General features: G+C 65.0%; 15 protein-coding genes. 4 read left to right on the forward strand and 11 right to left on the reverse strand.

The features are described 5' to 3' along the window. Window positions 1-105: 105 nt before the first annotated feature. Together Q0330_RS17290 and rhaI are read left to right on the forward strand one after the other, a co-directional pair. Window positions 106-2208, forward strand: a complete 2103-nt coding sequence (locus tag Q0330_RS17290; RefSeq protein ID WP_299482444.1) for a bifunctional rhamnulose-1-phosphate aldolase/short-chain dehydrogenase — start codon at window positions 106-108, stop codon at window positions 2206-2208. Window positions 2209-2213: 5 nt separating this feature from the next. After that, window positions 2214-3488 (forward strand): L-rhamnose catabolism isomerase, encoded by a 1275-nt coding sequence (rhaI, locus tag Q0330_RS17295; protein WP_299482447.1) that lies wholly within the window; start codon window positions 2214-2216, stop codon window positions 3486-3488. Between the two features lie 58 nt (window positions 3489-3546). On the opposite strand, the gene Q0330_RS17300 is transcribed toward rhaI, so the two are convergent. The 10 genes from Q0330_RS17300 to yajC all read right to left on the reverse strand — a co-directional run bounded on the left by Q0330_RS17300 (window position 3547) and on the right by yajC (window position 11249). Continuing rightward, complete coding sequence (locus tag Q0330_RS17300; RefSeq protein ID WP_366518347.1) at window positions 3547-4170, reverse strand: Hint domain-containing protein; 624 nt, start codon at window positions 4168-4170, stop codon at window positions 3547-3549. Between the two features lie 951 nt (window positions 4171-5121). Beyond that, the gene (locus tag Q0330_RS17305; RefSeq protein WP_299482763.1) at window positions 5122-5640 is read right to left on the reverse strand and encodes a DsbE family thiol:disulfide interchange protein; all 519 of its coding nucleotides are present in this window, start codon (window positions 5638-5640) and stop codon (window positions 5122-5124) included. 7 nt (window positions 5641-5647) lie between these two features. Continuing rightward, entirely contained in the window at window positions 5648-5797 is a 150-nt protein-coding gene (gene ccmD, locus Q0330_RS17310) for a heme exporter protein CcmD (protein WP_366518345.1), read from the reverse strand. Further along, window positions 5797-6522 carry a heme ABC transporter permease gene (locus tag Q0330_RS17315; protein ID WP_299482454.1) on the reverse strand — a complete coding sequence of 242 codons (726 nt, stop codon included), beginning with the start codon at window positions 6520-6522 and terminating at the stop codon, window positions 5797-5799. Before Q0330_RS17315 ends, ccmD begins: the two co-directional genes overlap by 1 nt. A gap of 64 nt (window positions 6523-6586) precedes the next feature. Continuing rightward, window positions 6587-7243, reverse strand: a complete 657-nt coding sequence (ccmB, locus tag Q0330_RS17320; RefSeq protein ID WP_299482457.1) for a heme exporter protein CcmB — start codon at window positions 7241-7243, stop codon at window positions 6587-6589. Window positions 7244-7268: 25 nt separating this feature from the next. Next, on the reverse strand, window positions 7269-7901 hold the full coding sequence (gene ccmA, locus Q0330_RS17325; RefSeq protein WP_299482460.1) for a heme ABC exporter ATP-binding protein CcmA: 633 nt from the start codon (window positions 7899-7901) through the stop codon (window positions 7269-7271). Further along, window positions 7898-8254 (reverse strand): Mth938-like domain-containing protein, encoded by a 357-nt coding sequence (locus tag Q0330_RS17330; protein WP_299482463.1) that lies wholly within the window; start codon window positions 8252-8254, stop codon window positions 7898-7900. Before Q0330_RS17330 ends, ccmA begins: the two co-directional genes overlap by 4 nt. Beyond that, window positions 8254-9228, reverse strand: a complete 975-nt coding sequence (gene secF, locus Q0330_RS17335) for a protein translocase subunit SecF (protein ID WP_299482466.1) — start codon at window positions 9226-9228, stop codon at window positions 8254-8256. Before secF ends, Q0330_RS17330 begins: the two co-directional genes overlap by 1 nt. Window position 9229: 1 nt before the next feature. Continuing rightward, window positions 9230-10894 carry a protein translocase subunit SecD gene (gene secD, locus Q0330_RS17340; RefSeq protein WP_299482469.1) on the reverse strand — a complete coding sequence of 555 codons (1665 nt, stop codon included), beginning with the start codon at window positions 10892-10894 and terminating at the stop codon, window positions 9230-9232. Between the two features lie 22 nt (window positions 10895-10916). Next, window positions 10917-11249: a preprotein translocase subunit YajC gene (gene yajC, locus Q0330_RS17345; RefSeq protein WP_299482472.1), complete on the reverse strand. Its 333-nt coding sequence runs from the start codon at window positions 11247-11249 to the stop codon at window positions 10917-10919. 221 nt (window positions 11250-11470) lie between these two features. Between yajC and mazG the strand changes: the two genes are divergently transcribed. Together mazG and Q0330_RS17355 are read left to right on the forward strand one after the other, a co-directional pair. Further along, entirely contained in the window at window positions 11471-12280 is an 810-nt protein-coding gene (mazG, locus tag Q0330_RS17350; RefSeq protein ID WP_299482767.1) for a nucleoside triphosphate pyrophosphohydrolase, read from the forward strand. A gap of 13 nt (window positions 12281-12293) precedes the next feature. Continuing rightward, complete coding sequence (locus Q0330_RS17355; protein ID WP_299482475.1) at window positions 12294-14651, forward strand: rhamnan synthesis F family protein; 2358 nt, start codon at window positions 12294-12296, stop codon at window positions 14649-14651. Here Q0330_RS17355 and trmB read toward each other — a convergent pair. Further along, window positions 14627-15331, reverse strand: a complete 705-nt coding sequence (gene trmB, locus Q0330_RS17360) for a tRNA (guanosine(46)-N7)-methyltransferase TrmB (protein ID WP_299482478.1) — start codon at window positions 15329-15331, stop codon at window positions 14627-14629. The two genes, Q0330_RS17355 and trmB, sit on opposite strands and share 25 nt — an antisense overlap.

Raw genomic sequence — 15331 nt, forward strand, 5'->3', positions numbered from 1 at the left:
CTGCATAATGATCGCTTATGATCGAAATTGATTGACCATTACGCGGTTTTGCCTGTATCCGAAGGCAGGAACGCGCGCCGCCGCGCTGCGATGAGGGAGGCACCCATGACCCAGTCCGATACCGGGAATCGTCTTGAAAATCTGTGGGATGACGCAAAAGCCGCATCCATGAGCGAATCGGAAAAACTGCTTTACCGGTCGAACCTGCTGGGGTCCGACAAGCGGGTGACGAATTACGGCGGCGGCAATACCTCGGCCAAGGTGATGGAAACCGACCCCCTGAGCGGCGATCAGGTCGAGGTCCTGTGGGTCAAGGGCTCGGGAGGCGATATCGGCTCGATGAAGATGGACGGGTTCTCGACGCTCTACATGGAGAAGCTTGAGGCGCTGAAGGGCAAGTATCGCGGGCTGGAACATGAAGACGAAATGGTCGGCTACCTGCCCCATTGCACCTTCGCGCTGAACCCGCGCGCCGCGAGCATCGACACGCCGCTGCACGCCTATGTGCCGAAGAAGCATGTCGATCACGTCCATTCCGACGCGATCATCGCCATCGCGGCCTCGGTCAATTCAAGGGAGTTGACCGCCGAGATCTTCGGCAACGAAATCGGCTGGCTGCCCTGGAAGCGCCCCGGTTTCGAGCTTGGCCTGTGGCTGGAAAAATTCGCCAGGGAAAACCCGGACGCCAAGGGCGCGGTGCTGGAAAGCCACGGGCTGTTCACCTGGGGCGACACGGCGGAAGACTGCTATCAGACCACGCTCGATGTCATCAACAAGGCCGCCGCCTGGCTGGAGGCGAAGACCGACGGCAAGCCGGCCTTTGGCGGCGAAAAGGGCCCCACCCTGCCCGAGGCGCAGCGCCGCGAGATTGCCGCGAAACTGATGCCGGTCATTCGCGGGCTGATCTCGAAAGATCGCCACAAGGTCGGTCATTTCGACGACCAGAAGGCGGTGCTGGACTTCGTCGGCTCGGACATGCTGGACGATCTGGCGCCGCTCGGCACCTCTTGCCCGGATCATTTCCTGCGCACCAAGATCCGCCCGCTGGTCGTCGATTTCGACCCGGCCAACCCCGATCTGGACGCCACCATCGCCAGCCTGCCCGATGCCGTCGCCGCCTATCGCGCCGATTACGCCGCCTATTACGACCGCTGCAAGCATCCCGACAGCCCGGCGCTGCGCGACCCGAATGCGGTCGTCTATCTGGTCCCCGGCGTCGGTATGCTGACCTTCGCACTCGACAAGGCGACGGCGCGGATCTCGGGCGAGTTCTATGTCAACGCCATCAACGTGATGCGCGGTGCCTCCGGCGTCAGCACCTATCAGGGCCTGCCGGAACAGGAGGCTTTCGACATCGAATACTGGCTGCTTGAGGAAGCCAAGCTGCAGCGGATGCCGAAACCCAAGGCGCTGGCGGGCCGGATCGCGCTTGTCACCGGCGGCGCGGGGGGCATTGGCGCCGCCACCGCCGAGCGTTTCCTGCGCGAGGGCGCCTGCGTCATGCTGGCCGATATCGACGCCACGGCCTTGGATGAGGTGACGAAGGGCTTCGCCGCCCGGCACGGCGCCGATGTCGTGCGCGGCGTTGCGATGAACGTCACCGACGAAGCCCAGGTCGCCGCCGCCTTCGCGGAAACCTCGGTCGAGTTCGGCGGATTGGACATTCTGGTATCGAATGCCGGCATCGCGTCCTCGGCCCCGGTCGAGGAGACCTCGCTGGCGCTGTGGAACAAGAACATGGACATCCTCTCCACCGGCTATTTCCTCGTCAGCCGAGAGGCGTTCCGCCTGTTCCGCACCGAAAATATCGGCGGCTCGGTGATCTTCGTGGCTTCGAAGAACGGCCTTGCCGCCAGCCCGAATGCCAGTGCCTATTGCACGGCGAAGGCGGCGGAAATCCACCTTGCGCGCTGCCTTGCGCTTGAAGGGGCCGAGGCGGGCATCCGCGTCAATGTCGTCAACCCCGACGCGGTTCTGCGCGGCTCGAAGATATGGGAGGGCGACTGGCTGGATCAGCGCGCCTCGACCTACAAGACCGACAAGGAGGGGCTGGAGGAAATGTATCGCCAGCGTTCCATGCTGAAGCGATCCGTCCTGCCCGAGGATATCGCCGAAGCCGCCTATTTCTTCGCCAGCGACCTGTCTGCCAAGTCGACCGGCAATATCCTCAACGTGGACGCAGGCAACGTCCAGGCCTTCACCCGGTGAGCGCCATGATCGACAAGCACATCATCGAATCCGAAAACGCCACACGCGCCGCCGATCTGGCCAGCGATTACGACGCCCTCGGCGCCCGTCTGGCGCGGCGCGGCGTCGATATCGAGGCCCTGACCGCCCGCGCCACCGGTTTCGGCGTCGCCATCCCCAGTTGGGGCACCGGCACCGGCGGCACCCGCTTCGCCCGCTTCCCGGGCGAGGGCGAGCCCAATGGCATCATGGACAAGCTGGACGATTGCGGGGTCATCCAGCAATTGACCGACGCCACGCCCAAAGTCAGCCTGCATATCCCCTGGGACAAGGCCGACCCCGCCGACCTGCTGGTCAAGGCCGAAGAACAGGGCCTGGGCTTCGACGCCATGAACTCGAACACGTTTCAGGATCAGGCGGATCAGGCCCATAGCTATAAATTCGGCTCGCTGTCGCATACCGACGCCGCGACCCGGCAACAGGCCATAGAGCATAATATCGAATGTATCGAGATCGGCGAGAAGATCGGCTCCAAGGCGCTGACGGTCTGGATCGGCGACGGCTCGAACTTTCCCGGCCAGACCTCGCTGTCGCAGCAGTTCGAGCGCTATCTCGATGCGATGAAGCAGGTGTATGCGAAGCTGCCCGGCGACTGGCGGATCTTCTCCGAGCACAAGATCTATGAACCCGCCTTCTATTCGACCGTGGTGCAGGACTGGGGCACCAGCCTGATGATCGCGCAGGAACTGGGCGATCAGGCGCAATGTCTGGTCGATCTGGGCCACCACGCGCCGAATGTGAATATCGAGATGATCGTCGCGCGCCTGATCCGCGCCGGCAAGCTGGGCGGTTTCCATTTCAACGACAGCAAATATGGCGATGACGACCTGGACAGCGGCACCATCGAACCCTTCCGCCTGTTCCTCGTCTTCAACGAGCTGGTCGAGCTGGAAGACACGCCCGGCCTGAACCTGTCGCACATGATCGACCAGAGCCATAATGTCACCGATCCCATCGAAAGCCTGATCGTCAGCGCGTGCGAGATCCAGCGCGCCTATGTGCAGGCCTCGCTGGTGGATCGTGCGGCGCTGGAGGGCTTCCGGCAGGAGAACGATGCGCTGATGGCGGCGGCGACCCTGCGCGCGGCCTTCCGCACCGATGTCGAGCCGATCCTGGCCATGGCGCGACAACGTGCCGGCGCGGCCATCGACCCGGTCGCAGCCTACCGCGCCTCGGGCTATCGGGCGAAAGTGGCGGCGACGCGGCCCAAATCGGCGGGCGGCGGCGGCGGGATCGTCTGAGGCGAGCGAGAAGACAGAATTCGGGCCGGATCGCCAAGCGAACCGGCCCGAAATTCCATTACATCAGCAGTTCCCTGCTTTGGATTGCGTGGCGGTTTGCCAGTTGGCGACCGCGCCGACCCTGTACCAGCAGCCGTGCCGGCAGCATGGTGGTATCGTCTTCCACAAGCTCTGGGAAGATCGAGAAGACCTCTGCCCGCGCAGCCGGGGACAACGCCTTTATCGCCTCTGGCCCGGTGAACAGGCTTTCGGTCGGGGCATCATTGGCGAAGATCACCTCATGTTCCTCGAAAAGGATGTGGAAATACTCCACCCCCTGCCCGATCTCGTCGATCTCGACCCCGTCGATTGCCAGAAGCTGCTTGGCCGCAACCAGCACTTCCAGCGCGCCGAACATGCGCTGCGCGATTTTCGAGCGGACCAGCATCCGGTGCTGCGGGCTGACCACAAGATCAGCAGTGGGCAGCCCATCCCCAAGCGCGCCGGCACGAATGCGGATCGGGCGCAACTCGGGCGAAGCGCTCAACCCGGACGCAGCGACCTTGGTCGAGCAGATCATCGCCACCGGACGGGCACCGTGATCCGCCGTTGCGACCATATCGCCGACACGCAGCGCTTCCACTGCGACCGTACCGCCGGGCGTGCGCACAAGCGTGCCGCGCGTCAGGCAGGGCGGGGTCAGCTTGCCGGGGCGGAACGGGCTGAAGTTACCCTGTCCAGGCTGATAGCCATCACCTATTGTCGCGGCCGTGATCGGGTCCAGAGTAATGATAATGGCGTGATTGGAGGACTGGATGGAACCGCCGTCGACAGCAAGGCCTACTGAAGGCTCCAGCCCGCCGGGACCGCTGCCATCAAGGTCGATATCGTTCGTGCCCAGGAAACCGGAATTGTTGGGAAACGTGTAGCTCAGGCTGTTAGTCGAACTGTAGGTTGAAAACGCCGCTTTGGTCTCATCCGCGTTGACGAGGGAATCCGTGCTTATGATATGAATATCGTAAGCACCCTGCTCGGTCGTGGTCAGCGCATTCCACTCTGCTTGGGTCCCAAACCAGACATCGACCTGCGTCGATGTGCCGTTGACCGTCTAATCCCCGCTGCCACCCGTTCTCGTCACATCGGTCAAATACCAGGTAACAGATTGAGCCATTCACACTTTCCCCTTTAACAGACGCAACGGCGGCAGACCGCGTCGCAATCGATAGGCAATTATCCATACGGAAACGTATGGTTCACTTGTGCCACGCCTTTTGGCGTGACGCTGGGTTAGGATAGACTATACCAAAGCATATACAAATTAGCTAAATTTGTTCTGAACCTGTCCTTTTCGGCAGGTTTGCGCTCACATATCGCTTCTGGCGCAGAAATTCTTGACTTTTTTCTGCATATTTATGCGACTCGCGCCGGAGTGCATTCGCAATGGTTGTGGCCTATCTGAAGTCAGCCGGCTTGCGTCCCAAGGCAGGCGATCCGCTGCCAACGCACGCAGGGCAGGCCCCGGAACCGGCCAGATTATCTGGTTGCGTTCGGCGCGGGCACCGTTCGATGGATTGCTCCACAGGCGACGGGGCATATGCAAACAGCCGGCCCTTTCGGACCGGCGGCCTCGCCCTGACAGCGACAGGACATGCCGTTATTCTGCGGCCAGCGCCTTTTCCAGTTCGGGCAGGAAGCGGTTCGTGTAATCCTCGCGCACCAGCGGGCCGGCATGGCGGTAAAGGATGCGGCCCTGAGCATCGATGATGAAGGTCTCGGGCGGCGCGGTCACGCCCCAGTCGATGGCGCCGCGCCCCTGCGGATCGGTGGCCATGGCGTGAAAGGGATTGCCGTCCTGCGAAAGGAAGCGCAGCGCGTCGGCCTCGTTATCCTTCAGATCGACGCCGTAGACCGGCAGGCGGGCCGAAAGCTCGGTCAGGGTCGGATGCTCGGCCCGGCAGGGCGGGCACCAGCTGGCCCAGAAATTCACCAGCTTCACCCCGGGCTGGCGCAGCATCTCGTCGGTCAGCTGGGTGTTGCCGGGCAGCGCGGTCTGCGGCAGGGGCGGTGCCTCGCGCCCGACGAAGGTCGAAGGGATCGCGTTCGGATCGTCGCGACCCATCCCCCACAGGAACAGCAGCGCCAGACCCAGAAAGACCAGCGGCGGGATCAGCATCAGGGGCTTAATGCGCATCGCGCTTGCCCTCCTGCCGTTCCAGCGCGCGCCGGGCGCGGGCATTGCGGGAAAGGCTCTGCCAGATCAGCAGGGCCAGAAGCGTGATGCTGACCCCATAGGACAGCAGCACCGGCAGGGTATATTTGCCGAGTTCCATCATGAGCGGGCCTCGCGGGCTTGCAGGGCGGCGGTGCGGCGGATGCGGATCTCGGTCCGGGTGCGGATCAGAAGCAGCGCCACAAAGGTCAGGAAAAACCCCAGCATGGTCAGGTAAAGGGGATAGCGATAGACCTCGCTCATCCGCTCGCCCGGGGCGACGGAAAGCGACGATCCCTGATGGATGCCCTGATTCCAGAACAGCGCCGCATAGCGCGACAGCAGCGCGAAGACCGAACCGACAAGGCAGAGGACCCCGGTCAGGTCGGCGGCGCTGTCCGGGTTCTCGACCGCTTCCCAAAGCGCGATATAGCCGAAATAGAACAGCAGCAGGACCAGGAAAGAGGTCAGGCGCGGGTCCCATTCCCACCAGGTGCCCCAGGTCGGCTGGCCCCAGGCGGCACCGGTCACCAGCGCGATCAGGGTCATGGTGGCACCGATGGGGGCGGCGGCCTTGGCGGCAAGCGCGCTGACATGGTGGCGCCGGACGATCCAGATCAGCGAGGCGACCAGCATCATCAGCCAGCAATTGATCGCCATCATCGCGGCGGGAACATGCAGATACATGATCTTGACCGAGGCGCCCTGCCGGTAATCGGGCGGCGTCGAGTAGCCCCAGACCAGCCCCGTCACCATGCACAGCACCGCGCCCGCGACCACCCAGGGCAGAAATCGCCCGGAGGTCTGCATGAACTTGACGGGGTTGGCGTATTCCCAGATCGACATGGGCATTTCCTAGCGCGCGGCGGGGTTCGCGTGAAGCCCTTACCGGCTTCGGCTGGCGAAGTCTTTACCGCAGGTTGATACGTATTGCCGCAGCCGCCGCGAAGGGGATCAGTGCCAGCACCAGAAGCGTGATCGCGCCTTGCAGCACCAGCAGCGTGGTCGGGTCCATGCCGGCGGCCCCGCGCCGGGTGGCCTCGGCCCCGAAGATCAGCGTCGGCAGGTAAAGCGGCAGCACCAGCAGCGACAGAAGCAGCCCGCCGCGCCGCAGGCCCACCGTCACCGCCGCCCCGAAGGCACCGAGCATCGACAGCGCCGGTGTGCCGATCAGAAGCGAGGCGATCAGCCAGCCGGTCGCAGCAGTGGGCAGGTGCAGAAGCAGCCCGAACAGCGGGGCGGCCACGATCAGCGGCAGGCAGGAGGTCAGCCAATGCGCGAAGGCCTTTGCCGCGACCGCACCTTCCAGCGGGATCGGCGCGGTCGCCAGCAGGTCAAGCGAGCCATCCTCGTGATCCAGCGCGAAGATCCGGTCGAGCGACAGAAGGCACGCGAGCAGCGCCCCGACCCAGAGGATGCCGGGGGCGATTTTCGCCAGAACATCGCCTTCCGGTCCGACCCCGAAGGGGATCAACATGCAGAGGATCAGGAAGAACCCCAGTCCCAGCCCGAAGCCGCCGCCGGCGCGGGTGGCAAGCCGCAGATCGCGCAGAAGCAGCGCCATCATGGCCGGGTCTCCCTGACGGCGCGGCTCATGCGAAGGCCTCGTTGAAGCTTTTCGGCGCGTTCTGCCGGTCGCCCAGCCTTGCGCGGTAAGGGCCAAGATCGAGGATTTCGGCCTCGGGCAGGCCAAGGTCGATATGGGTGGCGATCAGCGCCGCGCCGCCCTGCCCCAGATGGGCGCGGACCAGACCGGCAAAAAGCGCCACCGATTCGGCATCGAGCGACACGGTCGGCTCGTCCAGCACCCAGAGCGGGCGGCCCGTGACCAGCAGTCGTGCCAGCCCCAGCCGGCGCTTCTGGCCGGCCGAAAGCGCACCGGCCGGACGCTCGGCCAGCTCGCGCAGGTTCATCGCATCAAGCGCCGGGGCAATGTCGGGCTGTCCGAAGATATTGGCCCAGAAGCGCAGGTTCTCAACTACGCTCAGCGCCGATTTCAGCCCGTCGGCATGGGCGGCATAGGCGACGCTCTCGGGGGCGATCTCTACCCTTCCGCCAGCCGGCGGTTGCAACCCGGCGACACTGCGCAGAAGCGTGGTCTTGCCGATGCCGTTCGGCCCGCGCAGGATCAGCGCCCGCCCGGCATCGAGCGAAAAGGACAGCCCTTCCACCGCCCTCAGCCCGCCGCGCGCGACGGCAAGCTCGTGGACGGCCAGCAGGCTCATACCGGGATGAGCGCGCAGGCCACGCGCCGCCCCTCGGCCAGCAGCACGTTATAGCTGCGCGCAGCCGAGGGTGAGGACATCGCCTCGGCCATGATCCCCGCCGCTTCAAGCTGGGCCAGAAGCGGGCGCGGCGGCGGCGCGATATCGCCGCCCATGCCCAGAAACAGCACATCCGTCTGACCTGCCAGCGCCAGCAGCGGGGCCTTATCCGCCAGCCCGCGCCAGGGCGAGACACCGAGGGCCGAGACGGTCACCCCGCCCTCGTGCACCTTGCCGGCGATGCGGAAGAAACCGGGCCCGTAGCCGTCGATGGGCCTTGCCCCGGACGGAAACTGGGCCTCGGTCAGTTGCATCAGGGCGCGTCCCGGAACTGGTCGGGCAGTGCCTCGGGGTCGGGCTTCGACCAGTCGCGCTTGACGCCCAGCCAGAGCACGATGTTCTTGGCAACATAGATCGAGGAATAGGTCCCGATCACGATCCCGAAGGTGATGGCGAAGACGAAGCCACGGATCACGTCGCCCCCCAAAGCCAGCAGCGCGATCAGCGCTACCAGCGTCGTGCCCGAGGTCATGACCGTCCGGCTGAGCGTCTCGTTGACCGAAAGGTTCATCAGATCGCGCAGCGGCGTGGTCTTGAACTTCATCAGGTTCTCGCGAAGCCGGTCGAAGACGACGACGGTATCGTTGATCGAGTAGCCGAGAATGGTCAGCAGCGCCGCGATGGTGGTCAGGTCGAACTTGATCTGGAACAGGCTGAAGACGCCGAGGGTGATCAGCACGTCATGGATCAGCGAAACGAAGGCACCGGCCGCGAACTGCCATTCGAAGCGGAACCAGATATAGACCGAGATCGCCACCAGCGAGGCCATCACTGCCATGACCGCCGTCTGGATCAGCTCTCCCGAGACCTTGGGACCGACCGATTCGACCGAGGGGAAGGTGATCGAGGGATCGACCTGTTTCAGCGCATCCTCGACCTTGGCGATGGTCTCGGGGCTGACCGCCTCGGCGCCTTCCTGGGCCTGAATGCGGATCTGGGCCACATGCTGGTCGGCGCCGAAGGTCGGATCGAAGACCTGCGAAATCGCAACATCGCCGAGGTTCAGGGGCGCAATCGCCTGCCGGTAGGCACCGACATCGACCGGCTGCGTGGCCTCGGTGCGGATGGTGGTGCCGCCCCGGAAGTCGATGCCGAAGTTCAGCCCCATGACGAACAGGCAGACGACCGAGGCCACCGCCAGCAGCGTCGACACCCCGAAGGTGATGGCCTGCAGACGGAAGAAGTCGATCTGCGTATTGTCGGGTACGAGTTTCAGTCGCCAGGCCATATCACACCTCAATCGTCTTCGGGCGGGCGCGGTCGAACCAGGTCACCATCATCAGGCGCGTCACCCAGAGCGCCGTGAAGACCGAAGTCACGATGCCGATGGCCAGCGTCACGGCAAAGCCCTTCACCGGGCCGGAGCCCATGGTGAACAGGATACCGGCGATGATCAGCGTGGTGACGTTGGCGTCGACAATGGCCGACATGGCATTGGAATAGCCTTCCTCGATGGCGCGGGCGGGGCCGCGTCCACGGGCGGTTTCTTCGCGAATACGCTCGAAGACCAGCACATTGGCGTCGACCGCCATACCGATGGTCAGCACGATCCCGGCGATCCCCGGCAGGGTCAGGGTCGCGCCGATCATCGACAGAAGGCCGAAGATCAGCCCGATATTCAGCGTCAGCGCGACCGAGGCAAAGACGCCGAAAAGCCCATAGCTGGCGATCATCAGCGCGACCACGGCCAGAAAGCCCACGAGCGAGGCGATACGACCGGCATCGATGCTGTCCTGGCCAAGCTCGGGGCCGATGGTGCGTTCTTCCAGGAAGGTCAGCTTGGCCGGCAGGGCGCCTGCGCGCAGCAGAACCGCAAGCTGGGTCGAGCTGGCGACATCCATCGAGCCCGAGATCTGCCCCGCCCCGGTGGTGATCGCATCGCGGATCACCGGGGCCGAGATGACCTCGTTATCCAGCACGATGGCGAAAGGCTGGCCGATATTCGCCGCAGTATAGGCACCGAACTTGCGTGCCCCCGAAGGGTTGAAGTTGAAGCTGACCGCCGGCTGGCTGTTCTGGTCGAAGCTGGGCTGGGCGTTGGTCAGCTCCTCGCCGGTGACGACGGGGCTGTCCTCGATGACGTAATAGACGCCCTCCTCGTCGATCGAGGGCAGTAGCGCATTGCCGATCCCGGGCGATTCATTGGCATCGGTGGTGCGGCGGATCACCGGGTTGAAGGTCAGCTTGGCGGTGGTGCCGATCAGCGCCTTCAACTCGGCGGCGGAACCGATGCCCGGCACCTGGATCAGGATACGGTTCGCGCCCTGACGCTGGATGGTCGGTTCCCGAGTGCCGACCTCGTCGACGCGGCGACGCACGATTTCCAGCGATTGCTGGACGGTGCGGTCGTCGGTCGCGGTCTTTTCCGCATCGGACAGCTTGATCGTCAGCACCTTGCCCGAGGCCGAGATGTCGATGTCGTTCTGCCCCGCCCCGCTCAACGAGACGACCGGCGTGGCCAATGTGCGTGCCGCGGCGACGGCGGCGGCCATCTGGTCGGCATTGCCGATCTCGATATGCAATTCGCCATCGGGCGCCGGCACCCGGCGCACCGCGCCGATGGTGTCGCGCTGTTCGGCCAGCACCCGGCGCATTTCCGGCCAGAGCGCGTCCATGCGGGACTTGTAGACCTCCGCAACCTCGACCTCGGCCAGAAGATGCGCGCCGCCGCGCAGGTCGAGACCCAGATTGACCAGCCCGTTCGGCAGCCAGTTCGGCCAGCCTGCCATGGCAGCCTGCTGTTCCTCGGTTGCAAATCCAGCCTTTTCAGACGCGGCAACCGCGTCGTTATGGGTCTCGACCCGGCTGTAGAACAGATTCGGCATCGCCCAGATCAGGCCGATTGCCACCACGCCCAGGATCAGGACGCGTTTCCAGAGCGGGATGTCCAGCATGTCGGAAAGCCTTGAATGGGCCTCAGGAATTGGCGGCGACAGGGGCGGTGACGTTCAGCACTTGGGCAATGGTGCTGCGCACGACGCGAACCTTGACGCCCTGGGCGATCTCGACGGTCACTTCCTCGTCCTTGACATCGGTGACCTTGCCGATCAGTCCGCCTTGGGTGATCACCTGATCGCCGCGCTTCAGCGCGCCGACCATGTTGCGATGTTCCTTCATGCGCTTCTGCTGCGGGCGCAGGATCAGGAAATACATGATCACGAAGATCAGGATCAGCGGGATGAACTGGCCAATCGCGGCCACGCCACCCGCGCCACCGGCGGCTTGCGCATAAGCAGGAGAAATGAACATCGGCGGTCCTTTCGGAATGTCGGTCAGGGTGATGGAACGCGTGCACGCGCCCCGAATTGCCGCGCAACCTAATCTTCGCGGCGGGTAATGGCAAGAAAGCGGCAACGATGCAGGCGCGGTTGCCGCGCCGGGCGGTATCGGGCCAGAGTGGACTTACCCCCCGCGCTGTGGCACCCCTGCCCGGGAAGGAGATCGCCATGCCCGACAGCGCCGCCCTGAACATGCCCGAGACGCCCGACCGCAACCAGGCCGAGATCGCCCGCCTGATCGGGATCATGGCCGCCCTGCGCGACCCCCAGACCGGCTGTCCCTGGGATATCGAACAGGATTTCGCCTCGATCTCTCCCTATACCATTGAGGAGGCGCATGAGGTCGCAGATGCCATCGCCCGCGAGGCCTGGGACGAATTTCCGGGCGAACTGGGCGATCTGCTGCTGCAGGTGGTCTTCCATGCCCAGATGGCCGAGGAAAAGGGCATGTTCGATTTCGCCGATGTCGCGGCGAAGATCTCGGAGAAGCTGATCGACCGCCACCCGCATGTCTTCGGCGACGAATCGCGCGACAAGTCGGCCGAGCAGCAGATCAAGGATTGGGAAACGATCAAGGCCGCCGAACGCGCCGCCAAGGCCGAGAAGGGCGTGCTCGACGGGGTGGCGCTTGGCCTGCCGGCCCTGACCCGCGCCATCAAGCTGCAGAACCGTGCGGCAAGGGTCGGCTTCGACTGGCCCGGCCCGGAACAGGTGCTCGACAAGCTTGCCGAGGAGACCGCCGAACTGGTCGAGGCGAAGGACAATGCCGATCACGCCCATCTGACCGAGGAATTCGGCGATCTCATGTTTGTCATGGCCAATCTCGCCCGGCATCTCGATATCGACCCCGAGGAGGCGCTGCGGGCCGCCAATGCGAAATTCACCCGTCGCTTCCAGTCGATCGAGGCGGCATTGCAGGCCGAAGGCCGTCGCCCCGAGGATTCGACCCTGACCGAGATGGACGCGCTCTGGGACGCGGCCAAGCGGGCCGAGCGCGGATAACCATCGGGGCCAGATGCAGAACCTGCCGTCCCACCCGATCCGGGTCCATATCAGCACCTGCGCGCAGCGCAACGACCGCGAGAACTGGGGCGATACCGCCTATGCCGAGGCGATTGCCCAGGCGATTCGCGCCCGTGGGCATGAGGCCGAACTGTTCTTCTCTGGCGAAGCGCCGCGCCTGTCGGGCGCGGGCGACGTGGTCCTGCGCATCGCTGGCCCGCATCTCGACGATACCGTGCCGGGGGTGCCGAACCTGGTCTGGATGATCTCGATGCCGAATTACGTCAGCATCCGGGCGCTGGCGCGGTTTCAGGGGGTGATCACGTCGTCGGCGGCGCTCAGCCGGCAATATGCGCAGGCGGGGCTGCCCGCGCTCTATATGGCGCAGGCGACCGACCCGGACCTGTTCCACCCTTCGCGCCGGCCCGAGGGCACCGAGACCCTGCCGCTTGTCTTCGTCGGCAATTACGGCCTGCGCGCGCCGCGCCGGCTGATCCGGCTGGTGGCCGGGCTGCAGGATTTCGATCTGGCGCTTTGGGGCGATGGCTGGAAAGGCGTGATCCCGGATCGCTGCATACGCGGCACCCGCTATCCCTACGAGGATCTGCCGGGCCTCTATGCCCGCAGCCGCATCGTGCTGAACAGCCATATGGGCCATATGGCGCAGCTGGGAATGATGAGCAATCGCAGCTTCGACGCGCTGGCCGCCGGGGCCATGGTGCTGTCGGACCCGGTGCAGGGGTTCATGGCCCCGGACCTGCCCGAACTGGTCCAGATCGAGGAAGACCCGGCCAGGCTGGAGGCCTGGCTGCATAAGGCCCTGGCCACGCCTCCCGCCGATATGGCGACCCGGCTGGACCGCAATGCCCGGATCCGGCAGGGCTACAGCTTCGGGGCGCGGGCGGATGCGATGCTGGCGATCTTCGCAGATCTGCTGGCCCGCGATATCCGGGTGCCGCGCCTTTTCGCCCAGCAACCGCCGCGCGCACATACTGCCCCCGCGACCGCCTTCGATCTGACCGACGATGTCAGCCCCGACAACCGCACGCCGACCGAGGATCCGATCGCCCGGCTGGATGCGGCACTGGCGGCGGGGCCGGTTCGGCTCAGGATGCGGCTTTGCGATCCGGCCTCGATGCCCGGGATCGACAGCCTGCCGCTGGCCATGCTGCGCGCCGCACTGGCGATCCGGCGCATCCTTGAGGTGCTGGCCCGCCGCCCTGCCCTTGCCGGGCTGGAAATCCTCCGCGACCCCGAGGGCGACGGCCAAGCCATCATCCACCCTTTGATGCAGGATCATCGGCGGGCGCAGGCACTGCTGGAGGGCCCGCCGCCCGAGGATCTGCCCGCCCGGGCCGAGGCGCTGGCGCTGCGCGCCCAACGGATCATCGACCAGCTTCTTGCCGCCGATAATGCTGAAACAATCCTGCTGCCATGCAGGCTGACCGATCCATATCTGGTCCGGGTGATGATCAACAAGCCGCTTTACCGGCATGAGGGGCCGGCCTTGGACCTCGACCGGCAGAAGACGCATGTCGCGCTCTGGCCCCGGCGCGCGGCGCTGGCACCGGAACGGCCCATCGGCGTCTTCCTGCATCTCTATTACGCCGAACTGGCCGGGATCTTCGCCGAAAGGCTGGCCCGGATCGACGCGCCCTTGCGGCTTTACGTCTCGACCGACAGCGACCAGAAGGCGGCGACGATTGCCGAGGCGCTGCCGCAGGCGCGGATCGAGATCATGCCCAATCGCGGCCGCGACATCGCGCCGAAATTCTGCGGCTTCGGCAAGGCGCATGAGGATCACGACATCGTGCTGCACCTGCATGGCAAGCGTTCGACCCATGCCCGGAAGCTGGATGGCTGGATGGAGCATGTGCTGGACTGCCTGCTGCCCGAGACCGCGCAGATCAACCGCATCCTATCCTTCTTCAAGGATATCGACCGGATCGGGCTGATCGCGCCGCAGGGCTATCGCCCGACGCTCAGGGTCGCGCATTGGGCGCATGACCGCGAACTGGCCGAGGAGTTGCGCCACCGCCTGAAGATGACAGCCCCGCTGCCCGATGACCGGGCGCTGGATTTTCCAGCTGGGTCGATGTTCTGGGCGCGAACGGGTGCCCTGCAGCCGCTGCTGGACCTCGGGCTCGGCGTTTCGAATTTCCCGCCGGAAGCTCGGCAGATGGACGGCACGCTGGCCCATGCGGTCGAACGGATGATCGGCATCGCCTGCCTCGATGCCGGCTTCGATCTGCTGCGCGTGGCGCCCTCGGGCAATAACGACTTTCCGAAACAGAAATTCGCGCCCTCCAGCAATGCCGAGCTGCGCGCCTGGCTGGACAGCGCCGCTCAGACCCGCCGGAACGAGGCATAGGCGGGGACTCGGCCCTCGCGCAGCGCCTTCTGTTCGTAACGGGTCGAGAACCAGTCGGGCCAGGCCTCGGCGCGCTGGCTGAGCAGTTCGAACCCGGCCTTCGGCACCTCCTCCAGCGTCTGCTCCATATAGGAGGGGATGTCGGTCGCGACCCGGAACTCCGCGCCCGGGGCCATGACCCGGTGCAACGGGATCAGGTGTTCGGGGGTGACGAAGCGGCGGCGGTGATGGCGGGTTTTCGGCCAGGGATCGGGATAGTTCAGAAACGCCTTGGCGATGGCGCCATCGGGCAAAACATCCATCAGGTCTCGGGCATCGCCGGGATGGACGCTGACATTCTTCACCCCCGCCGCCTTGATCTTGCCGACCAGCATGGCGACGCCGTTGATGAAGGGCTCGCAGCCGATGATGCCGATTTCGGGATAGGTGGCGGCCATGTGAACCATGTGCTCGCCCCCGCCGAAGCCGATTTCCAGCCAGATCGGGCGGTCGTCGCCGAAGATCGCTCCGGGCTCGATGGGCGTGCGTCCGGGATTGTCCTGCAGGGTGATGCCGGCCGGTTGCAGCGCGCCCAGATCCTCGGCCAGATAGCCCTTCTGGCTGCGCCGAAGCGTCTTGCCATGGCGGCGGCCATAGAAATTGCGATGGGTCGGGTTCGGATCGAAGGGCTTGTCGGACAT

The sequence above is a fragment of the uncultured Paracoccus sp. genome (assembly GCF_937873615.1).
In the GTDB taxonomy this organism is placed as follows: domain Bacteria; phylum Pseudomonadota; class Alphaproteobacteria; order Rhodobacterales; family Rhodobacteraceae; genus Paracoccus.